This window comes from Halostagnicola larsenii XH-48 (assembly GCF_000517625.1).
Taxonomy (GTDB): domain Archaea; phylum Halobacteriota; class Halobacteria; order Halobacteriales; family Natrialbaceae; genus Halostagnicola; species Halostagnicola larsenii.
Genome location: NZ_CP007055.1, coordinates 1,467,889 through 1,491,035, shown reverse-complemented (window position 1 = coordinate 1,491,035; position 23,147 = coordinate 1,467,889). Strand labels below are relative to the sequence as shown.

The following is a 23,147-nucleotide window of genomic DNA, read 5'->3' as shown; positions in this document are numbered from 1 at the left end:
CCTCCCGTTGGACAGCCCGCGTGCGAGACAGGCGAGTCTGTCGGCTGACGGGCCGGACGCGGTCGCCTACGGAACCATCCATGACGACGACAACTCGGAGTTGCGACCCATGATATGCGCCCTCTTCCGTCGGATTGGATCGTTCGCGGTCGTGCTCGCTGGCGTCTCGCTTCTCACCTACAGCTTCGTGTTTCTCACGCCGGGCGATCCTGCGTCGACGATCCTCAGAGAGCAACGCCAGAGCCCGCCCTCGCAGGCCGAAATAGAGGCCTTCCGGGCCGAGCACGGTCTCAACGAGCCGTTTCTCTCTCAGTACATCTCGTGGCTTACGGACGTTCTTCAGGGCGACCTCGGCACCTCTTACGCCCGCTCGGAACCCGTCGCGTCGCTGCTGGTCGAGTACTTCCCTAACACGCTCGAGCTTGCCCTGGCAGCCATCGCCGTCTCGCTGTTGCTCGCCGTTCCGGCGGGCGTTGCCAGCGCCGTCCACCGCGATACGTGGATCGACCGAACCAGCCAGGTCGTCGCGTTGCTCGGCGTTTCGATGCCGAACTTCTGGGTGGGCTACCTGCTGATTCTCGTCTGTTCGCTCTGGTTAGGACTAACCCCCGTTTCCGGCGTTGGGACGCTCGGCCATCTCGTGCTCCCCGCGATCACCCTCGGCACCGGAACGGCGGCGGTCGTGACGCGGCTGGTCCGAGCCTCGATGCTCGAGGTGCTCGAAGCGGAATACGTCGATACCGCGCGGGCGAAAGGGCTCCGAGAGCGGCTCGTGGTGTACAAACACGCGCTTCGGAACGCGCTGATCCCCGTGGTGACGATCGTCGGCCTCCAGTTCGGCTTCGTCCTCAACGGGGCGGTAATCGTCGAAGTCGTCTTTCAGCGGCCGGGCCTCGGAACGCTCCTCGTCGATGCGGTCTTCGCTCGAGATTTCCCGGTTATCCAGGGAGTCGTTCTGGTGACCGCCACCGCGTTCGTCGCGACGAATCATCTCGTCGACCTCGCCTACCTCGCGCTCGATCCGCGCCTCGGGCCGACCTCGAGCGGAGGTGAACGCCGATGAGCGAACACGTCGCTGGTCGAGAGCGGTTACGTCTGGCCGCGACACGGGTCCTCGAAACGATTCGTGGACTCCCACGGACCCGTTTCGGGACGGCGCTTCGAACGAACGGACAGGTTCGCCTCGGCGGCGCAATTGTGTGCACGCTTGCCCTCGTCGCTATCGTCGGACCGGTGCTCGCCCCGTACGACCCGACGGCACAGGCGCTCGAGGCCCGTCTTCAGGGGCCGTCGCTCGCCCACCCGCTCGGGACCGACGCGCTCGGTCGCGACGTGGCGACCCGCCTCGTCTACGGAGCGCGCGTTTCGCTCGCTCTCGCGGTCGGCGCGACGGGGGTCCGGATGGTCCTCGGAACGGCTATCGGCCTCGTCGCGGCCGTCAACGGCGGAATCGTCGACACCGTCCTGATGCGGCTGGTCGACGTTCAACTGGCGTTTCCCGGACTCGTTCTGGCGCTCGTGATCGCGGGGACGCTCGGTCCAAGCCTGCACAACGTCGTGATCGCACTCTCGGTAGTCGGGTGGGCCACCTACGCTCGCGTCGTGCGCGGAACCGTCCTTGCCGTCAAAGAACGACCGTTCGTGGAGTGTGCTCGCCTCTACGGGACGCCCAAACGGCGGATCGCCAGACGCCACCTGCTACCGAGCGTCGTCAGTCCGGTCGTCGTTCTCGCGACGCTCAACCTCGGAACCGTCGTCCTCGCCGCCGCCGGCCTCTCCTTTCTCGGCCTCGGCGCGCAACCGCCTACGGCCGAATGGGGGACGATGATCGCCGACGGCCGGCAGTATCTCCGGTCCGCACCGTGGCTCATCACCGTGCCGGGCGTCGCGATCGCGCTCACCGTGATCGGCTGTAACCTGCTCGGGGACGGACTGCGAGACGTACTGGATCCGAATCACCTTGAGGATGGGAAACGGGGGCGACCCTGACGTGAGCCCGAGTCTCTCAGTCGACGACCTGCACGTCCGGTTCCGGACCGGGGGCGATCCGGTCCACGCCGTCAACGGCGCGTCGTTCGAGGTCGCGTCCGGCGAAATCGTCGGTCTCGTCGGCGAGAGTGGTTGCGGAAAGTCGGTCACGGCGCGATCGATCGTCGGCCTCGAGGAGCCCGGCGAAATCGTCGGTGGAAACATCCGATTCGACGGGACAGAGCTCACGACGGCCGACGACCGAACGCTGCAACACCTTCGGGCTCGAGAACTCGCGCTGGTCTCGCAGGACCCCTCGACGGCGCTCAATCCGGTCTACACGATCGGCGAGCAGATCGCCGAGGCGCTCCGCGTCAGCCGGCGACCGGACGCCCAGTCACTGCTCAGGGAACTCGCGGTCGGAGCGAGTTCGCGCCTCCGGTCTCGAAAGACGAGAACCAGGGTCCTCGAGTTGCTGGAGACGGTCGGCATCCCCCAGCCCGAAGAACGGATCGACGCCTACCCCCACCAGTTGAGCGGTGGGATGTGCCAACGAGTGCTGCTGGCCGTCGCGCTCGCCCGCGAGCCGTCGGTACTGATCGCCGACGAGCCGACGACGGGACTGGATACGACGACCCAGAGCGCGATTTTGGATCGCCTCGACGCGCTCACCGACTCTACCGAGATGGGTATTCTGTTGATCAGCCACGACTTCGGGGTCGTCGCGGAACGCTGCGATCGAGTCCTCGTCATGTACGACGGTGTCGTCGTCGAGCGAGGATCGGTCGATTCGGTTCGCTCGAATCCCACCCACCCCTACACGAAGGCGTTGCTGGGATCCCTCCCCGGCCGGTCCGAGCCCGGGACTCGACTCCCGACGCTCGAGGGAGAGCCATCTGACCGGTCCGTACCCCCCGCCGGCTGCGTCTTCGCCGACCGCTGTCCGTCCGCGACGGCGGACTGCCGGAAGACGAACCAACCCGTCGTCCCTGTAGGTGACGAACACGGCGTACGCTGTGGCGTTGAGGAGGCGCGTGACGCCTCGCTCGAGTCGATGCCGACGAGCGCAGCCGACCCGGCTGCAGGCGATTGGCGTTCGGATGAACGATCGTCCGCGGATCGTCGGCAGACACGAACCCCAGCTGCCGACGGCGGAGCGCTTACGCAACGGACGGCGGACGGAAACGAGGCCCCGACGGCCCCGCCAACCGGATCCGAGGGGTGGATCGACCAACCTGAACGGTTGGATCGACCAGCGCAACCGATGCAATCGGATCAGCCGGTGATCGAACTCGAGGCCGTGACCAAGTCGTTCCGACGTTCCGACGGACTCGTCGATCGGCTCCCCTGGTTCGGATCGGACGGGCAAATACGCGCCGTCAGGGGCGTTTCGCTCGAGCTATCGGCGGGCGAAACCCTCGGACTCGTCGGCGAGAGCGGCTGTGGAAAGTCGACGCTCGCGCGGCTCATCACGGGACTCGAGGAGCCGACCGAGGGCACCGTTCGGCTTCGCGGCGACGCCGTCGGCGGCGTCGACACACGGACGACCGACCAACTCGCCGAGATCGGTACCGGCTTCCAGAACCCGGGGGCGAGTCTCAACCCGAAGCGAACGGTCGGCGAGTCCGTCGCAGAGCCCCTATCCGAGGCGGGGTGGGCCGACTCGAGACGGGACGAGCGAGTCGAGGAGTTGCTTTCGCTCGTGGATCTGTCACCCGCGTTCGCCGATCGGTATCCACATCGACTGTCGGGCGGACAGCGCCAGCGCGTCGCGATCGCTCGCGCGCTCGCACTGGAGCCGTCGGTGCTCGTCCTCGACGAGCCCACGGCTGCTCTCGATGCGTCGACCCAGGCGACAGTTCTCAATCTCCTCGCTGACCTTCAGGATGAACTTGGACTCTCCTACCTGTTCGTCTCTCACGACCTCGATGTCGTGCGGACCGTCGCCGATCGCGTCGCGACGATGTACCTCGGCCGGTTCGTCGAGGTCGGCCCGGCGACCAGTACGCTGTCCGATCCGGCACATCCCTACACGCAGGCGCTACTGGACGCCAGTCCGCGTCGATCGGCCGCGGACGATTCGGACGCTGTTCGACTCGTCGGCGAGCCGCCGAGCCCGAAAGCACCGCCGGAGGGCTGTGCGTTCCATCCCCGCTGTCCGGCCGCGACCGAGGAGTGTGCCAATATCGATCCGAGCCTCGAGGATGCGGGAGCGTCGCGGTCCCGATGTCTGTACGCGCCCGATTGGACGGACGACGAATACGAGCACGAGCAGCGTCGCCAACGGACGAACCACGCGGAAACCAACGACCGATGAGAAACCAACGACCGATGAGAAACCAACGACCGCTGATCTACCACCGATGAGCCACCGATTACGATCTCCGATACACCGACGTACCGCCCTGAAAATGGCCGCCTCGACCGGGGCGCTCGCCCTCGCCGGCTGCCTCTCGAGCGACCCCACCGCGGCCGAGATGCGCATCGGCGCGCCGTGGGAACCGAACGTCGATCCGCTCGACGGCGGGAGCACGCTCCGTCGTCTGGGAATTACGGAAGCGCTGCTTGGCGTCGATTACGACGCGAACCCCGCGCCCGAACTCGCGACCGATTGGGAGCGTCTCGACGACCGAAGCTGGCAGTTTTCGCTTCGCGAAGACGTCACGTTCCACGGAGGCGATTCGTTCGACGCGACGGCGGCAGTCGAATCACTCGAGCGAACCCTCGAGTCGGCGGCGTTCGCGGACCTCCCGATCGAGACCGTTTCGGCCGACGACGAGTCGACTGTCGTCGTCGAAACCGAAACGCCGTTTTCGCCCCTCCCGGCTCACTTCTCGCGAAACGAAGCGGTGATCCTGAATCCGAGCACGTTCGACGAGGACGGATCGATCTCGGAGCCGGTCAGCACCGGACCGTTCGCCGTCGACTCGTTCGGGTCCGGCGGAGCGGTCTCGTGCGTTAGACACGACGAGTACCACGGCGAGCGCCCAGAGATCGAATCCGTCCGCTACGAACGCGTCGAGGACGACCAGGTTCGGCGCATGAAACTCGAGAGCGGCGAACTCGAGATGGCCAGAATCCTCCCGCTCGGGACGGTCGATGCGCTCGAATCGGCCGATGGAATCGACGTCCACACGCCCGAAATCCCGCGAATCAGGTTCCTCACGTTCGATACGACCTCGGAACCGTTCGACGACGAGCGCGTTCGGCGGGCGGTCAACTACGCGATAGACCTCAAGGAACTGACTGAATCGATCCTCGAAGGCATCGACGACCCGGCCGTGGGACCGTTTTCGCAGGACATTACGGAGTGGGCGAACCCCGACCTCGAGGGATACGGCCACGACCCATCGCGGGCCCGTCGCCTCCTCTCGGACGCCGGTTGGGCCTCGGCTGGCGGAAACGACGTTCGAACGCGCGATGGAGAGACGCTCGAGATCGAGATCCCCACGTTCGACGCCAGAAGCCTCCCGCTGATCGCCGAGGTGTTGCAATCGGACCTCTCGGCGGTCGGCTTCGACGTCGACGTACGGACGATCGAGTACAACGCCATGCTCGAGCAGGTCAGTCAGGGCTCGTTCGACGCCTACCTCACGTCGTGGGGGACGCTCTACTATCCGGACCCCGATCGACTCGCCGAACTGTTCCACTCCGAGGAGGCGACGCTCCACCACGGCTACGAAAACGAGGAAGTCGATGCGTTACTCGAGGAGGCGCGCGAACTGGACGACCGGACGGAGCGAAAAGAGCGCTATTACGAGGTCCAGTCGATCGTCCTCGAGGAGTCGCCGGTCGCGTTCCTCACGAACTACACGAACGTCATCGCAACCGCTGGCGACGTGAGCGGCTACGAACCGCACCCGATCGAATCGCGGTACGGCCTCGAGTCGATCACCGTCGACGACGAGTAAAACCGCGAACGGATGCTCGCGTAACGAACGCCGGATCGATCACTCCAGCGCGGCGAACGGCGAGTCGGTCACTCGTTGACGAGCAGGAGCTTTCCGCTGAAATCGCCTTCTTCGGCGCGGCGATGCGCCTCGGCGACGTTCTCGAAGGCGAACCGGTCGTCGATATGCGGTTCGATGACTGTATCATCGACCAGCGTCGCGATATCATCGAGTTCGCGGCCGATCCGTTCCTGTTGCTCGCCGAGCAAGACGGGAAGGATAACGAGCACGACGCCGAGCTCGAGCGAGCGCTGGTGCATCGCCGAGAGATCCTGTGTCGAACTCGACTCGGTCGTCACGACGGTACCGTACGGCCGGACGGCGTCGAAGGCCGTCTGGATGTGATCGTCGCCGACCGGATCGAAGACGACGTCGAAACCGCCGTCGCCCGCGTGTTCTGCGACGTAGGTCTCGACATCGGTCGCGGTGTAATCGACGGTCGCATCGGCTCCGAGAGCGCTCGCGAGTTCGCGTTTCTCGTCGCTCGAGGCCGTCGCGACAACGTGCGCGCCGAGCCAGTCCGCCAACTGCACGCCGACGTGGCCGACGCCGCCCGTTGCGCCGTAGACGAGCACGTCGTCGCCGAGCGAGACCGTCGCCTTCTCGACGAGCATCTCCCAGGCGGTGAGCGCGACGACCGGCAACGCCGCGCTCTGTTCGAGCGGGATCGACTCCGGAGCGCGGGCGAACGTTCCCGCGTGGCCGACGACGTAGTCGGCGAGCGAGCCCTGTCGTCCCGCGCCGCCCGGCATTCCGTACACCTCGTCCCCCTCCTCGAACCGCGTGACGTCCGCGCCGACGTCGTCGACGACGCCCGACACGTCACAGTGCAGCGTCGCGGGGAGTTCGGGCGCGAAGTCGGGAATCGCACCCTGCCGGATCTTGTAATCGACGGGGTTGACGCTCGAGGCGACGACCTCGACGCGGATCTCCTCGGGGCCGGGCTCCGGAACGTCGCGCGTGGTTTTTTCGAAGACATCCGGGTCGCCGTACTCTTCGATCACGTGTGCGGTCATCTCGGAAGGCATGTCGCTTCGACGTTCGGTCGCCGGCGGGGAATATGCGGCGGTTGCGGCGATCGAGCGGGGAACGGTGTGGGCGCTGGTGGGTGGTTATTCGATCCGATCCAGAAACGAACAAAGCGCGTCGACAGCCGTCTCGAATACCGCTTCCCCCTGCTCCGCCGTGGCTCCGGTCGCGTCCCCGACCGCGCCGTTCTCGCTGAACCCCTCGGTGAACCGGTGGACGACGCCGCCGTCTACCGTATCGTCCCACTCGAGCGCGTCGCCGGCGACGGGGTCGCCGACCTCCTCCGGACACAGGTGGAGTAAGACGGCCGTCTCGAGTTCGCCCGCGTGGCCGACGTGGTCGTCGACGGCGCGCATCCACTCCCAGAGGAACGCCTCGAGGTCGAACTCCGACGAGTCGGCGACCTCGCGGGCCAAGTTCCCGAGCGTCCCGCCGTTGCCGCCGTGGCCGTTGACGAAGACAACCGTCTCGACGCTCGAGGCGGACAACGACTCGAGGACGTCGCGGACGTAGCTGCGAAGCGTCTCGGACGAAACCGAAAGCGTCCCGGGAAAGTGTCCGTGGTACGGTGCGACGCCGACGGGAAGCGCCGGTAGAACGACCGAGTCGGCCGTCGACTCACCGTCGGCCGTCTCGGCAATCGCCCGCGCGATGATCGTATCGGTGCCGACCGGCGCGTGCGGGCCGTGTTGTTCCGTGCTGCCGACGGGCAAGAGTGCTGTCGTCGGCGCTGCGTCTTCCACGTCGGTCCAGGAACTCGTCTCGAGTTGCATCGACGGTCGATACTCGAGACGGCCCATAAGAAATATCGATCCGGGTGCGCGTCGAAAAAGGGTACATGTCCGCAGGATGAGAAATGCGAAGGCAAGACGAGGGACACGAACGCGAGACAAACACGAGACGAACACCAAAACGCGGCCGGTGCCGAGTCGGCAGTTAGTCTCGGCGCTTGAGTTGTCGATAGAGTTCTATCACGTCCGTGAAGTCCTCGTCGCCATCGTTGTCGATGTCGTAGCGGCCCGGCGTCGGCTCGGGGTCGGTGATCGAGGCCGTTTTCCCGACGGTCAGCGTCGTCGACTCCTCGCCGACCGAGAGTTCGTACTCGCCGGCTTCGACGACCCTCGAGCGCCAGCCGGGCATGTCGCCGGGGACGACCTCGAGCGTCGACAGGTCGAGGTCGATAGAGACGGTCTCGCTGTCGCCGGCTGCTACGGACACCCGCTCGAAGCCCATCAGCCGTCGGTGGGGCTGGAGCACGGAGCCGTAGGATTCGGTGTTGTACACCTCGACGACGTGTTCGCCGTCAGCGTCGCCGGCGTTGTGGACGGTTACCTGCGCCGTGATCGTCGGCATCGACGCGGGGTTTTTGACGGAGTCGGTCGACAGCGACAGGTCGGAATACTCCCAGTCGGTGTAGGAGAGGCCGTGCCCGAACTCGAATTGAACCATCTGAGCGCCGGCACCGTCGGGGTGGCGCGGCGGGTACTCGTCGTAAATCTGCGGGACGTGTCCGACGTGGGACTCCCAGGTGAACGGGAGTTTCCCCGAGGGGTTGTAGTCGCCAAAGAGCGTGTCGACGACCGCGACGCCGGCGTCGCTGCCCGGCTGGCCGGCAAATATCACGGCGTCTAGGTGCTCGAACGTCTTCGCCGTGCCGCGCGGACTTCCGGCGAGGATCACCCCGACGAGCGGGGTGTCGTCGTCGGTTTCGGCGTCGACGATCTCGACGAGCTCGCGCTGGGCGGCCGGGAATCGCATCTTGTCCCGGTCGCCGAAGCCCTCGTTGTGCGTTCCCTCGCCGAGGACGATGACGACGGCGTCGGAACCGGGAGCAGCCGATCGGATCGCCGACTCCTGCTCGTCGGTGACGTCGAAGAAGCCGTTGTCGAAGTTCTCGTAGAGGCTTTCGTAGGCGGCCGGCTCGTACTCCGTCGGTACGTGCGTGAGGCCATCGCCGAGTCGGGCTTGCAGTTCATCCTCGATCGTGTTCTGGCGCGGGCGAGGGCCGTCCTCGGTCAGGTTGCCGTCCTCGATCCCCTGCCAGCCGAGCGTCCAGCCGCCGTGTTGCATCAGGAATCGGTTTTCCGTTCCCTCGTAGACGCCGGGGCCGGTCAGCAGCAGGTCCTCGACGCCCTCGAGCGGCAGTGTTTCTTCCTCGTTTTGCAGGAGCACCAGCGACTCCTTGGCGAGGCGCTCGGAGACGTCCTGCGCGCCACCGACGAGGTCGGCGATCTCGTCTTCCGGCACGAGCGGCTCCTTAAACAGTCCGAGGTCGGCTTTGAGCGCGAGGATACGCCGGACCGACTCGTCGATGCGGGCTTCGGAGAGGTCGCCGCTCTCGACGAGGTCGACGGCGGTGTCGATGAAGTCGGTCGGCGCGGTCTCGCCGCCGCACATGTGCATGTCGACGCCGGCCTCGATACCCTGTCGGACGGCCTCTCGCCAGCCGTCGTCGGTGTCCGGCAGGTACTCGTGGTTGCTGATCAGCCGCTCGAAGTCGTCCCAGTCGGTCAGTACCACGCCCTCGAAGCCGAATCGGTCCCGCAGCACGGTCGTCAGGAGCCAACGCGAGACGTGGGCCGGCTTGCCGTTGACCGCGCCGCTGTTTACCATCACCGTCTTGGCCTCCTCGAGTCCGCGCCGATAGGGGTCGAACTGTCTGGTTCGAAGGTCCCGCATCGACGTCCGGGCGTGGGTCCGGTCCGAGCCGGTGTTCGGGGTACCGTAGCCGGCGAAGTGTTTGACGGTCGCGGTGACCCGACCCGTGCGCTGGAAGCCGCGGGCGCGTGCCTTCCCCATCTCGCCGAGCAGCATCGAATCTTCGCTGTGACCTTCGAAGTACCGCCCCCAGCGCATATCACGGAGGATGTCGAGCGTCGGTCCGAAGATCCAGTGGCCCCCCATCGCCGCGATCTCGCCGCCGGTGTGGGTCGCCGCCCGCTCGACCAGATCGATGTCGCGGGTGACGCCCATGTTCAGCCGCTGTGGAAAGCTCGTACAGCCCTCGAGCAAGGTGTTCCCGTGAAGGGCGTCACAGCCCCAGATGAAGGGGATCGCGGGATCGGTGTGGTCCATGGTAAACTCCTGTAACCGGTTGAGCCCCGCGACGAACTCCTCGCCGTCGAACGTCGGCCCCGTCGCGCCGCCGTTGAGGATCGAGCCCACGTGGAGTTCGGTAAAGAGTTCTCCCAGCGTGTCGACGTCGTCGTGGTCGTTGAACGCCGTGTCGGGACCGAACCCCTCGCCGAGATTGTCGATCGCGACCTGGGTCATCTGTCCGACCTTCTGCTCTATGGTCAACTCCTCGAGCAACTGATCGATCCCTCGTGCGTTCATCTGATCTCCCTTCTCGCCGGCTGCAACGGTGTTCGAGCCGATGGCGACGCCCGAGGTTGCCGTCGCAGTCCCGGCCGCTTTCATGAAGGTGCGCCGGGACGCGTCCGTTTCATCGGACTCGAGTGTGTCATTATTTGTCATGATGCAGGGAGACACAACTATATCCTGGGTAAATAATTTTCCGGAGGTAGGGAGTACGAACAACCCGAATGTCGGCTGTAAGGGGAAAATAGAATCCCGTACGATCAGCGTACACAGCACGCCGATAGAAATCGAAAATCCGCCCGTTATGTCGACCCCGAGGCCTGTCCGTTTGCCCTAAATCCGTTACTCGAATCCGCCGCGGTGGACGATCTCCGAGAGCGGTTTCCGGCCGCTTGGCGCTTCTCGCTCCTCGAGTTCGTCCGGCAGCGACTCGGGGGGTGCGCGCTCGCCGACCGCGAACATCGCCTCGACCGCGAACTCGTCGGGAATCTCGAGTTCGTCGGCCGCTCGTTCGTAATCGAAGCCGGCCATCCCGTGGACGGCGAGACCGCGGCGAGCGCCCTCGAGCGCGAGGTTCTGCCAGGCCGCGCCGGTGTCGAACGAGTGGACCGGCGCGGGTTCGCCGTTGTGGTCGAACGTCGTCTTCGAGGCGACGACCGCGAGCACGCCGGCGTCTTCGGCCCAGGAGTTGCCCTCGTTGAGGAGGTCGACGAACTGGTCCCACTCGTCGTCCTCTCGCGTCGCGTAGATAAACCGCCAGTGCTGGTTGTTAAACGCGGAAGGGGCCCACCGGGCGGCCTCGAAAAGCGGGAGGAACTCCTCTTCCTCGAGCGCCTCGCCGGTCATCGCACGCGGCGACCAGCGGTTGACGAAAAGCGGGTCGATATCGTAGTCGGGGTCGCGGTGCTTGGCAACTTCCTCTTCCAGTTCGCGTTGCGTAACGGCTGTTTCTTGCATCGCATCGGTGTTCGAACCCCACGTATGTGGGTGTTTTTGGACGGCCCGGTTACCAGGTAACGGTCGTGTCGTCGGATAGCGGTACCGAATGCCGCGGGAACTGGAGACAACCCATCACAGGAAGAGTTAGCGAAAGGAGGCGTCGAAAATACGATCTCTCCTTTTCGTCCTGAATCTCTGCGTTCCATCCCGATTCGTTCTATCAGACACGAGTGATATTCACGGAGTACTGAATACAGGGCGCAAATGTAGTACGAGCCGGTGGGCAAGTCAAACGATAGTATTATTCGGCTGATTCGTCCACGCCGATTGAGTTATCGGTCCCGGCTTTCCGGCGCAGCCACTCGAGGGTTGCCGCACCGCCGAGGAGACCAGCGCCGCCTGTGAAGCCAGGCATCTCGTCGTCCTCGCTCACTTCGCTCGAGACGTTATTCGAGTTGCTCTCATCGTCCACGGCGTTCGAGCCGTCACCGCTACCGTCGTCCCTGTCTTCTCTATTGCTCTCGTTTCCAGCGTCTTTCTCGTCAGCGCTGAGACCGTCGGAACCGGCGTCTTCGCTATCGCCGTCTTTCGCTTCACATTCGCAATCGGATCTGTCGTCGTCATCTTTTCCGTCTTCGCCGCCGTCCTCGTTGTCCAGCTCGCCCTCATCGTCGTTCTCGTTGTTATCCTCGGTATTTTCCTCGTCGTCTTCGTTGTCCGACTCATCCTCGCGTGGTCCGCTGTCGGAGGCTCGAAGCGCGACGAGCCCTTCGGCGCTCGGGATGTAGAGCGTGGTTTTGTCGGCGGCGATTGGGCGACCGTACTCACTGTTGGGAAATTCCTCGTCGAAGTCGAGGACCCACCGTTCGCTGCCGTCGGCGATGTCGAACGCGACGAACGACCTCTCCGGATAGTCGGCTTCTACGTGATCCGGAACCGTATCGAAGTGATCAGTGATCAGTGTGTTGCCGATGACGATCGGCGCCATCCACGCGTGAACACCGCTCCTGACGCTCCAGTGATTACCGTTTTCGTGATCGCGAACGGTGAGCAGGCCGTCCATGTCCCAATGGTTCTGGACGAATGTCGTTTCCGTTCCAGCTCTCACCGAGCGCTCGCGATAGTCGCCGCTCCCAGCTGCTGTACTGAGTCTGAAATTGCCATCCCCTCCGGTCAGATTTACGTTTACGAACGCTTCATTTGCGGTGATCGGAGCTGTGGTATCGCCGCCTGCGTGATCGGGTGTGAACGCAACTCCCCACTCTCTGTCGCCGGTCTCAGCGTCGACCGCGCCGAACCCGCAAGTGAACGTGGACTCGTACTGTTCTCCGTCGCGCTCGTCGATGAACGTCGCACCCTCGAGTGCGGCGTAGACAGTTCCGTTCGCGACGGCGACCGTCTCCGGGCGGAACGGAGATGGCACCAGCTCCTCGGACTCGTAGTGCGGATCCTCGGCTCGCACGTCTACGGTCTCGACCGTCCATCGAGTCGACCCGTCCGCGGGCTCAAGCGCGTAGAGCACGCTGTCGACGACGAGATAAATCGTCTCGTGTGCGATATTCAGATCCGCGAGCGACTCGTCGGTTTCGAACTCTCTCCCATCTGAGCGACCCGTCTGTGGCGTCGAGCGCCGCGAGGTGACGGTCACCCGTAACGTAGACCGTCCCGTCGAACACCGCAGGGGTGCCGGTCGCACCGACATCGGTCTTCCACTCGAGTTCGCCGTCGACGGCGTCGAGCGCGTGGATTTCGCCGTCCGTTCGGATGTAGACTGCGCCATCGACGACAGCCACCCAACCGGCCTTGACGGCGGCCTCAACGTCCTCCGAATCCGGAAGTTCGTACTGCCACGCTTCGGTGTCCGGTTTCGGGAACTCGCCCTCAAACGGGAGGTAACGCGAGTTCGCGGCGTTGCCGCGGGCGGAGGACCATCCCTCTGAATCACCGATCACGTCCGATCGCGACGTCACATTCGTCGAACCCGTCGACCCTTTCGCGGCCGGCGAACCAATCGACGCGAGCACACCGGCCGACGAAAGCGCCGCACAGGTTGCAAGCATGGATCGTCGATTCCGTGTTGTCATACGAGTCAGCAACAAAACTAAGCACCATTATTATTGAATCAGTAGCTGTAGCAACAGTGAAATTTCTCCCCATGCAACTGTTTCAGATCGAAATACGTTCGTGTGTCACACGCGGCTTCAGCAGGCTCTTATTTATTATTTAATGTGTCTGTTGGTTTATGAATAGGCTCAATTCAGCTCGTATCTCTGCACGACAGTTGACGGTAGCGTAGCAGGTAGAAAAGCAAGAAGATGCCGTGAGAAAGATCCCCTCTGTACTCAGTAGGCGGTTCTTGACAGTTACCGGAGAAAACGACCATCGGTCTGATACCTACTTGATCTGTACGTACCGCGAATCCCACGACCGGTCCCGACTACCGAACCCGGACTTCTGATACTGGTCAGTCGAGGAGACTGCCTGAAATCGCCGCGAAAACGGATACTGCGAAGCCGCGTTGGAACCGAACGCCGAAAACCGGTCGATCTGAGTCGGTACTCAGGCTAGTCGTCGGCCGGCGCGGGCGTCTCGCGTTCGATGTCGATTTCGCCGGCATCGAGTTTCACCTCGACGTTCCGGGCGGCTTCGACCATGTTCGCCATCTTGCCGTAGGCGACCTCTCGAGGGAGCAACTTCACGCCGCAGTCGGGCGAGACGACGAGCTGTTCCGGCGGGACGATCTCGAGTCCCTTCTGGATGTTCTGCTCGATCTGTTCGACCGATTCGACCTCGGCGACGTGGACGTCGGTGACGCCGAGTGCGAGGTCCGCGGTGAACTCGGGGTCTTTGAAGACCTCGAGCTGGTCGTAGTCGCCGTTGGCGAGTTCGAGATCGAACTCGTCGACGGGGAACTCGAGGATTTCGGGGTAGATGCGGGAGTAGTCGCCGTAACAGACGTGCAGGCCGATGCGGACTTCTTCGGGGATGTCTTCGACGATGTGCTCGAGCGCCTCGCCGACGATGGCGTGATCGTCCGGCGTCGTCGCGAGCGCGGGCTCGTCGATCTGGATGTAGCGCGCACCCGCGTCGACGAGTTTTTCGATCTCCTCGTTGACGAGGTCCGCGAGCTCGAGCGTGAGCTCGTCGTCGTCGTCGTAGGCCTCGTTGAACGACCAGTTCGCGAGGGTGTACGGACCCGTGATGGGGACCTTGACGGGGCGGTCGCTCGCGTCGGCGGTGAACTCGTACTCGTCGACGAGCCAGCTCTCGTCGTACTCGACCTCGCTGACGACGCTCGGTTTGTCGAAGTAGTTGTGTCCCCAGACCTTGACCGGGCCGTTGAACTCGTAGCCGTCGATGCGGTGGGCGAAGAACTCGACCATCTCGTTTCGCCGCATCTCGCCGTCGACGACGACATCGAGGCCCGCGCGTTCGTGTTCGTCGGTGATGAGGCGGGCGGCGTCGTCTTTGGCTTCCTGGTAGTCGTCCTCGTCGAAGCCGTGATCGGGGTCCTGATAGAGTTCTTTCGCGCGGTTGAGCCACTTCGGTTTGGGGTAACTGCCGACGACCGTCGTCAGCAGGAAGTGGTCGTTGTCGTGGTCGTTCGGTCGGAACTGGTCTTTGTTCTCGTTCGTGCTCATGCGGCTGTCACCTCGGCGAGATCCGCGGCTTCCGCAAGGATCTCGAGTTTCGCTTCGTGCTTGTTGTACGGTAGGTGGAAGGTCCCGGTGTTCGTCGTCAGGTAGACGGTCTCGAAGTCGGTGACGGGGATCTGGTCGAACGCCCAGTCGGTTCGATCCCGAACCGCTTCGGGATCCTCGACGAGCGTGTTCTGGCCGTCGACGAGTCCGAGCGAGATGTCGTCGGTCGCGCCGTACTCCTGAATGTTGTAGAGGTTGTCCTCCTGTTCGGAGACGAAGTCGAAGCCGACGGCGTCGATGTCGGCGTCGAGTAAGTGCGCGTACACCTTCTCCTCGAGTGCGCCCCAGTACGGGTGCGCGACGACGTCCGCATCGGTCGCGGCGGCGACGGTATCGATGGCCTCGCTCGCGCGTTCGTCGAGGCCGTCTTCGGGAGCGTCTTCGACGAGCGACGGCTCGAGTAAGTACAGCGTTTCGACCTCGGGGAAGGCCTCGACCTCGCCGGCGAGAAAGTCGGCGATCGCGGCGAGGAAGTCGGCGTCGTCGCCGTAGTGTTCGTCGGTCGCGAGTTCGGCGAGCGAGTAGGGACCGGGAAGCACCGCCTGCAGATCGTCGCCGTCTGCGAGTTCGGCGGTCGCCTCGAGTTCGGACGCGACGTCGCCGGAGAAATCGAGCTCGCCGGAGACGACGGGCTCTCGATAGAAGTTGTTGTTGTCGTAGTAGCGGACGATACCGCGCGTTTCGACAGCGTCGTGGACGGCGAGCGGATGTGCGAGCATATCGTCCCAGCGGAGCTGCCCGTCGACGATGCGGTCGAGGCCGGCGTCCTGCTGGAATTCGACGACTTCTCCGCGGGCCTTCTCGTAAGCCGCGGCGATTTCGCCGCTTTCGTCACCGCCGATGAGGTCGTGTTTCTGGTGTCCCTTGAGATCCGAGAGATCGTCTTTCGCCCAGTCGGGGAGCGCGAAGAGCCCCGCCGTGGTCGAAACGTATTCGGTCATGCGTAGGCCCGACTAGGCTATGCCGACGCTTAATATTTTCCATCCGTATTAATACACCACAGTAATTACTTGACACGGAGCGGGTCCGAAACCATATCGGTGCCATCGAGAGGACCGGTGACGAAGGATCTAAGGGGCGAACGCCGACAGTGTGAGTCAATGGAGACGACCCATCGGTTGCTCGTCGACGACTCGCGAACGCTGACTGCGGTCGCCGACGATTCTGTGGAACTCGTCGTCACGTCCCCGCCGTATCCGATGATCGAGATGTGGGACGACCTCTTTGCCGAACTCGATCCGGCCATCTCGAGCGCGCTGGAATCGGGGAACGGACAGGCGGCGTTCGAGGCGATGCACGCCCAACTCGATCGGGTCTGGGACGAACTCGAGCGGGTGCTGGTCGACGGCGGGATCGCCTGCATCAACGTCGGCGACGCGACTCGCACGCTCGATGACAGCTTTCGCGTCTATCCGAACCACGCTCGCGTCACCGACGCCTTCGAGAAACGCGGCTTCGACCCGCTTCCAGACATCCTCTGGCGCAAGCCGGCCAACAGCGCCGCGAAGTTCATGGGAAGCGGGATGATCCCGCCGAACGCCTACGTCACGCTGGAACACGAGTACGTGCTGATCTTTCGCAACGGCGGCGATCGGCGGACGTTCGAACCGGGCGCTGACCGGCGTTACGAAGCCGCCTACTTCTGGGAGGAGCGAAACCGCTGGTTCACGGACGTCTGGACGGAAGTCAGAGGCGAATTACAGGGCCTCGAGAACGTCCCCGACGACGTTCGAGAGCGGTCCGGCGCCTACCCGCTCGAGATTCCCTACCGGTTGCTGTGTATGTACTCGACGTACGGTGACACCGTTCTCGATCCGTTCTGGGGAACCGGAACGACCTCGCTCGCCGCCATGTGCGCCGGCCGGAACTCGATCGGTTACGAACTCGAAGACGGCTTTCTCGACGTCTTTGCCGATCGGATCAGCGACGTCGATACGCTCTCGAGAAGCGTCGGCCGGACCCGACTCGAACGCCACCGCGAGTTCGTCGAGCGTCGTCGAGCGGACGGTGAAGAGCCGTCCTACGAGGCGTCCCACTACGACGTCCCCGTGATGACGAAGATGGAATCGGACATCCGATTTAGGGAGGTCGAAGCCGTCGAACGGACGGACGCCGGCTATGCGGTCGAACACGTTCCGCTCGAGGAGGTTCCGGAATCGCGCTCGGACTCGGCGTAGTCGAATTCTTCGTCATCGTGATGGAAGCTACCGCGACACGTGCTTTTTAGGCGATTTCGGCCGAATCGCATCCATGGATATCGATCTGGATCGGTACGACTCGAGGCGCTCGACGGTCTACGCCGACCGCGGGATGGTCGCGACGAGCCAGCCGCTCGCCGCGCAGGCCGGCATTTCGATGCTGCAGGACGGCGGAAACGCGTTCGACGCCGCCGTCGCGACCGCCGCGGCGCTCAACGTGGTCGAGCCGACCTCGACCGGCCTCGGCGGCGACGTCTTCGCACTCTACCGGACTGCTGAGGGAACGGTCGAGGGCATGCGTTCCTGCGGCGGGGCACCAGCCGACGCGACCATCGAAAACGTTCGGGCCGCCCTCGAGACGACGGACGATCGGTCGGCCTACTATCCGGAATCGCGGGGGTACGCTGTCGACAGCGGCGACGACACCGACGATCTCGAGATGCCGTTTCTCGGCCCCCACGCCGTCACCGTTCCGGGCACGGCCCGCGGCTGGGAGGCGACGATCGAGGAATTCGGAACGGTGTCGCTCGCGCGAACGCTCGAGCCGGCGATCCACTACGCCATGGAGGGGTATCCCGTCTCGGAGGTGATCTCGCACTACTGGTCGGGTGCTGAGGACCTGTTTACGACGGAGAACGCACGCGAGGCGTACCTCTTCGACGGGAACCCACCCGAATCCGGCCAGACCGTGACGCTCCCCCGCCTCGGCGAGTCGCTGCGCACGATCGCGTCGGAGGGGGCCGATGCGGTCTACGAGGGCGAGATCGCCGGCGAAATAGTCGCCGAAATACAGCGCCGGGGCGGGTTCATGACGCGCGAGGATCTCGCCGATTTCGAACCCGAGTTCGTCGATCCCGTGAGCACCAGCTACAACGGGGCCGAAATCTTCGAGCTACCGCCGAACAATCAGGGACTGATCGCCCTCGAGGCGCTGAACATAGCCGAGGAGATCGGCGCGGGCGAGTACGCGTACGACTCCCCCGAGCGCGTCCACGCCTTCGCCGAAGCGACGAAACTCGCGTTCGTCGACGGCCACCACTACATCGCGGACCCGACGTTCGAGTCGGTCCCGCCGCTGGCTTCGAAAGTGTACGCGCGCGAACGAGCCCGGACGATTCGTGACGCCGAGTCGCCGATTCGAGAGCCGCCGATCGGCGTTCCGACTCGAGCCGCAGAGGACGCCGACACCGTCCTGTTGACCGTCGGCGACGAGGACGGGAACCTGGTTTCGTTTATCAACTCCCGGTTCGCCGGCTTCGGAAGCGGGCTGGTCGCCGGCGAGACGGGAATCGCACTCCAGAATCGCGGCGCGTCCTTCTCGCTCGATCCCGCCGATCCGAACAGCCTCGAGCCCGGCAAGCGCCCGTTCCACACGCTCGTTCCCGCCATCGCGAAGTTCGAGGAAGACGACTGGGCGGCATTCGGCGTGATGGGTGGATACATGCAACCCCAGGGACACGTGCAAGTCATCTCCAACATCGTCGACTACGGGATGACGCCACAGCAAGCCCTCGACGCGCCGCGGTGGCGATACCGCGAAGACGGAACGCTCGGCGTCGAAGAGCGATTGCCGAACGCGTCGAAACTAGCGCGGATCGGCCACGACGTTCGCGTCCTTCCGCCCACGCTCTTTGGCGGCGGCCAGCTCGTCAGATCGCGAGGCGGAACGCTCGAGGGTGGAACCGAACCGAGAAAAGACGGCGCAGTCGTCGGGTACTGAGTTCGACTTCGCCCCAGACTACGGCCGTTCGGATCATCGTAGCCACGAGTCCGGTTCGACCGCGAAGGCGATCGTTAGCGCCTGCGGGCCGTCGATCGTCACCAATCGTTCCTCGGAAACCGGCGGCGAAACCAATCGCTCCGCAGAAACCGGCTGCGAAACCAGCGCGAAGTTTTTCCTTCCAGAGCCCACATTACCTGTATGAACCGCGTGCACACGGAAACCGATCGATCGTCGATCCACGTCCTCGTCGTGGGTACGTCGCCGTGGGCACAGTCGGTCGTGTCGTCGCTCGAGTCGCGCGACGTCTCGGTCGGCGGACCGATCGATCGACTCGAAGACGACCTCGAGGGGTGCGATTGTCTGGTTACCGACGACCGTTCGCTGCTCTCGAATGTCGACTCCCAGTGTCCGGTAGTTATCTCGCTCGACGACGATGAGACTGACCTGACCCGCCGAGTGCTCGAGACCGGTGCGGACGAAGTGATTCGATCCGACGAGACACGGAACGCGGAGCTGTTAGCCCACCGGATCGAGCGGGCGATCAGGTGTTCGCCGTCGAGTACGGACGCCGATGACGACCACAGATTGTGCCGAGAGCTGCTCTCGCACACCCGCGAGCCCCTGCTGGTTTTAGACGAGGACCGGCGTCAGCGGTTCGTCAGCCCGACGATCGAACGATTCACCGGGACCGGTCCTGAAGCCTGTCGCGGCGAGGTGGTCGACGACGTGATCCACCCGGCCGACGCCGACGACTTCGTCGACGCGTTCGAAGCGGTCCGTTCCGATGGCCCGGGAGCGACGACGACCTGCGAGTACCGGTTCCGTCACGCCGACGACTCCTGGCACGTCCACGAGGCCGTCCTCACGAACAAACTCGAGGACGACATCATCGACGGCGTCGTCGTTTCGATACGCGACGTCACGGAGAGTACGAAAATCGAGCGGGAATTGCGCGAATCCTTCGAACGAGTGACGGACGCGTTTCTCGCACTCGACTCGGACAACCGCTTCACGTACGTCAACGACCGGGCAGAGGAGTTCCTCGGATACGATCGCTCCGAACTCGTCGGGCGACCGTTCCTCGAGGTGTTTCCGGAACTCCAGGGAACGGAATTCGAGGACGAGGCCCTCGACGTGATCGAATGCCAGGAGCCGCGGACCGTCGAAGACTGCCTCGAGCGCTATCAGCGCTGGGTCGAGGCGCGACTGTTTCCCTCCGAATCCGGCCTCTCGGTATACTTCCGCGACGTGTCGGATCGAATCGACCGCGAACAGACCCTCCTCGAGCGGACCGAACGACTCGAAACGATCGTCGAGAACGTCCCGCTGATCGTCTCCGTCATCGACGACGACGGGACGTTTACGTTCTCGAGAGGGAAGGCGCTCGAGCGCCTCGGGTACGAACCCGGCGAAGTCGTCGGCGAGTCGTTTTTCGATGTCTTCGAGGGATATCAGGCCGTCTGTGCGGACGCAGAACAGGCGCTCGAGGGCAATCCCGTTCACTCTCGACGAGCGGTCGGCGGCAGCGTTTTGGAAACCTGGTATCGTCCGATATACGAGGGCGAGACGATCGATCGAGTCATCACCGCCTCGGTCGACGTCACCGAACGCGCACAGTACGAAGACACGCTGAGCACGCTTCACGAAGCGACTCGGCACTTGCTCTCGGTCGGTTCGAAACAGGAGGCCTGCGAGTACATCGTCGACGTTGCCGACGACGTGCTCGATCTCGACGCGGTCGTCTTTCGCTTCGACGAACGAGCGAACGAACTCGTTCCCGCAGCCTACGTCCCGGACATCGAGGAGTCGATCGGGATTCCGGAACGCTTCACGCCGGACGATAGCATCGCCTGGGAAACGTTCGTCACCGGCGAGCCACAGCGCTTCGACGACGTCAGAGCGTCCCCGGCGGTGTTCGACGAATCGACGAACATTCGAAGCGGTCTCTACGTCCCGTTCGGAGAACACGGGGTACTGGCAGCAGTCTCGACTGAGTACGGCCGGTACGACGAAGAGACGTTCGAACTCGCACAGCTGTTCGGCGCGACAGCGGAGGCGGCGCTCGACCGCATCGGTCGGAACCACCGACTTCGCGAACGAGAACAGGAGCTCAAACAACAGAACAGGCGTCTCGAGCGGCTGAACCGTGCGAGTCAGTTGCGAGAAGAGATCGAAGAGCACCTGTTGCGCGCGAACACGCGTACCGAGATCGAAACCGGAATCTGCGAGCGGCTGACGTCGATGGCCGAATGCTCGTTCGCCTGGATCGGGGAACCCGATCCGGGGGGAAATCACATCGTTCCACGGACGAACGCCGGACGCAGCAACGACTACCTCGAGGCGGTTTCCGCGACGACCGTCGACGATTCGGCGACGGAACCCGCGGGACGCGCGGCGCGTTCACAGCTACCGACGTACGTCGAAAACGTCGCGAGCGAACTCCGAAACGGAGAGTGGCGGGCCGAGGCGCTTTCTCGTAACTTTCAGTCGGTTTACGCCGTTCCGCTCGTGTACGACGAGTTCATGTACGGCGTGTTGACGCTGTACGGCGCCCAGTTCGAAGCGTTCGACGAGACGGTCAGATCGACGCTGGCGGAACTGGGAGAAACGATCGCGTACGCGATCGATACGGTCAAGCGGACGAGCCCGATGGCGAAAACCGACCGAACCGAGATCGAACTCGAGATCGACGACGGCTCGGTGCTGAACGCGATCGCCGACGCGTTCGCGGTCGATGTCCGCGTCGAAGGAGCGATTCCACAGGCCGACGGTTCGACGATCGTCTTCATACGAACGGTCCACACGGCAGGCGAGCTCGAGTGGTCGTCTCTCGAGGGGGTGCGGGACGTGTCGGTAATTGCTGAAACGGACGATTCGGCGACAGTACAGATACACCTCGAGGACGAGTTTTTCGGAACCGTCGTGGAGACGAACGGCGGGGTGTTACGGGCGTTCCGGACCGACGATTCGGGAACGCGAGCGACTATCGACGTCCCGAACTCGGTCGACGTCCGGGAGGTCATCTCCGGTATCAATCGACGCGGTTTCTCCTCGACGATGCTCTCGAGACACGACAGGCAGTCGGAAGAACGGCCCGCGATCGGAACGAACTCGCGAAAACCGCTACTCGACGAGTTCACCGACCGACAACGGGAAGTGGTCCAAACCGCGTTCCATAGCGGATTCTTCGAGTGGCCTCGCCGGACAACCGGGGAGGACGTTGCGGCGTCGCTCGACATTTCACCGCCTGCGTTTCACAAACACGTGCGGTCGACCGAGCAAACGGTGTTTTCCTCATTGTTCGATGCGGAAATAACCACTGGAGACGGTTAATCAGTTAACCCCGCCTCGAATGTGGCGTTACACAGTTAACGGTCAAACTCTTTACGGCGACTGTCAAAGAGGGCTCTGTCTCCGACAGCGTATGGGGATACGCATATACCATGACCGAAATGACTACACAATCTTCGCTCACGTCAACTGATGAGCACTACTCCGTACAGTACGATAGACTCGACTCCGAACCGATCAGCGTCGCCGTCGCCGAAGCCGTCGCCGCGTTCTGTGGTGAGGACGTCACCGAACTCGAACCGCTGCACTACGCGATCAATGCCGATGCTCTAGAGCGGTTGTTCGAGCCGCGATCCGACGGACTTCGGTCCGGCGGATCTGTCACCTTCGAGTACAACGATTGTCTGGTGACGGTAACCGCTGCGGGCGAAATCGCAGTCGACTCCGGCACGCTCGAGTAAGTCGGGACATCGCCGTTTGATCGATTTCTGCTGTCGCTACCGCATTTCGTTTGACCGGGAAAACACCTATATAGTGTCAAACGTTATCATTGCACGTGATGGAAAGCGAACGCGGACGGAAGATGAAAGATATCAGCCACAAACCCCCCGACGGGCACCCGGTTACGGACGTCTGGAAACGGGGTCGAAGCGAGTAGGCCGGCTCTGACGCGCCGATATCGCCATTGTGTGCCTTCGTGTCTCACAATAACGAACAATATTTATCCCGTTCAATCACCAAATCAGACGTATGCAAGGAGAGATCAAACGGCGGCTGAGTCGTGCACGATACGCGGCTATCGGTGCGGCGATCGGCGCTGCGATCGGTGGATTCGTGAGCAGAAACGGCGCGAGCACCGGCGGTGCTGTCGGCGGCATCGTCGGAGCGGTCGCCGGCGAAAAGCGCGTGGCGGCTAGCACGCTCGTCAACCGGGTCAAAGATCGGGACGAGCCCTCGGCCGCGGATTCGAACTGAATCGGCGGTTCGAACGACCCGGTCGACTCGGTTGTATTTTTCAGGCAGTTCG

General features: G+C 63.6%; 16 protein-coding genes. 9 read left to right on the top strand and 7 right to left on the bottom strand.

Annotated elements, in window-relative coordinates:
- Positions 1–109: 109 nt before the first annotated feature.
- From nikB to HALLA_RS07595, 4 genes are all read left to right on the top strand, one after another.
- Entirely contained in the window at positions 110–1,063 is a 954-nt protein-coding gene (gene nikB / locus HALLA_RS07610; RefSeq protein ID WP_049954036.1) for a nickel ABC transporter permease, read from the top strand.
- On the top strand, positions 1,060–1,989 hold the full coding sequence (nikC, locus tag HALLA_RS07605) for a nickel transporter permease (protein ID WP_049952788.1): 930 nt from the start codon (positions 1,060–1,062) through the stop codon (positions 1,987–1,989). Before nikB ends, nikC begins: the two co-directional genes overlap by 4 nt.
- A gap of 1 nt (position 1,990) precedes the next feature.
- Positions 1,991–4,285, top strand: coding sequence for a dipeptide ABC transporter ATP-binding protein (locus HALLA_RS07600; protein WP_242406151.1), 2,295 nt, complete (start codon positions 1,991–1,993; stop codon positions 4,283–4,285).
- Between the two features lie 94 nt (positions 4,286–4,379).
- The gene (locus HALLA_RS07595; protein ID WP_242406150.1) at positions 4,380–5,879 is read left to right on the top strand and encodes an ABC transporter substrate-binding protein; all 1,500 of its coding nucleotides are present in this window, start codon (positions 4,380–4,382) and stop codon (positions 5,877–5,879) included.
- Between the two features lie 68 nt (positions 5,880–5,947).
- Here the strand turns inward: HALLA_RS07595 and HALLA_RS07590 are convergent, their stop codons facing one another.
- From HALLA_RS07590 to HALLA_RS07555, 7 genes are all read right to left on the bottom strand, one after another.
- Entirely contained in the window at positions 5,948–6,946 is a 999-nt protein-coding gene (locus HALLA_RS07590; RefSeq protein WP_049952786.1) for a zinc-binding dehydrogenase, read from the bottom strand.
- A gap of 84 nt (positions 6,947–7,030) precedes the next feature.
- On the bottom strand, positions 7,031–7,720 hold the full coding sequence (locus HALLA_RS07585; protein WP_049954034.1) for a creatininase family protein: 690 nt from the start codon (positions 7,718–7,720) through the stop codon (positions 7,031–7,033).
- 163 nt (positions 7,721–7,883) lie between these two features.
- Entirely contained in the window at positions 7,884–10,424 is a 2,541-nt protein-coding gene (locus HALLA_RS07580) for a glycoside hydrolase family 3 protein (RefSeq protein WP_049952785.1), read from the bottom strand.
- 186 nt (positions 10,425–10,610) lie between these two features.
- Positions 10,611–11,225, bottom strand: a complete 615-nt coding sequence (locus HALLA_RS07575) for a nitroreductase family protein (RefSeq protein WP_049952784.1) — start codon at positions 11,223–11,225, stop codon at positions 10,611–10,613.
- Between the two features lie 1,487 nt (positions 11,226–12,712).
- Positions 12,713–13,291, bottom strand: a complete 579-nt coding sequence (locus HALLA_RS07565) for an outer membrane protein assembly factor BamB family protein (protein ID WP_084568953.1) — start codon at positions 13,289–13,291, stop codon at positions 12,713–12,715.
- A 480-nt stretch (positions 13,292–13,771) separates the two neighbouring features.
- The gene (locus HALLA_RS07560; RefSeq protein ID WP_049952781.1) at positions 13,772–14,848 is read right to left on the bottom strand and encodes a methionine synthase; all 1,077 of its coding nucleotides are present in this window, start codon (positions 14,846–14,848) and stop codon (positions 13,772–13,774) included.
- Positions 14,845–15,849: a 5-methyltetrahydropteroyltriglutamate--homocysteine methyltransferase gene (locus HALLA_RS07555; RefSeq protein ID WP_049952780.1), complete on the bottom strand. Its 1,005-nt coding sequence runs from the start codon at positions 15,847–15,849 to the stop codon at positions 14,845–14,847. Before HALLA_RS07555 ends, HALLA_RS07560 begins: the two co-directional genes overlap by 4 nt.
- A gap of 159 nt (positions 15,850–16,008) precedes the next feature.
- On the opposite strand from HALLA_RS07555, the gene HALLA_RS07550 reads away from it, so the two are divergent.
- From HALLA_RS07550 to HALLA_RS07530, 5 genes are all read left to right on the top strand, one after another.
- Positions 16,009–17,085 (top strand): DNA-methyltransferase, encoded by a 1,077-nt coding sequence (locus HALLA_RS07550; RefSeq protein ID WP_049952779.1) that lies wholly within the window; start codon positions 16,009–16,011, stop codon positions 17,083–17,085.
- Positions 17,086–17,158: 73 nt separating this feature from the next.
- The gene (locus HALLA_RS07545) at positions 17,159–18,826 is read left to right on the top strand and encodes a gamma-glutamyltransferase family protein (protein WP_049952778.1); all 1,668 of its coding nucleotides are present in this window, start codon (positions 17,159–17,161) and stop codon (positions 18,824–18,826) included.
- Between the two features lie 201 nt (positions 18,827–19,027).
- On the top strand, positions 19,028–22,162 hold the full coding sequence (locus tag HALLA_RS07540) for a PAS domain S-box protein (protein WP_049952777.1): 3,135 nt from the start codon (positions 19,028–19,030) through the stop codon (positions 22,160–22,162).
- A 110-nt stretch (positions 22,163–22,272) separates the two neighbouring features.
- On the top strand, positions 22,273–22,581 hold the full coding sequence (locus HALLA_RS07535) for a HalOD1 output domain-containing protein (RefSeq protein WP_049952776.1): 309 nt from the start codon (positions 22,273–22,275) through the stop codon (positions 22,579–22,581).
- Positions 22,582–22,870: 289 nt separating this feature from the next.
- A complete protein-coding gene (locus HALLA_RS07530; protein WP_049952775.1) occupies positions 22,871–23,095 on the top strand; it encodes a glycine zipper 2TM domain-containing protein in 225 nt (74 codons plus the stop codon).
- Positions 23,096–23,147 lie beyond the last annotated feature (52 nt).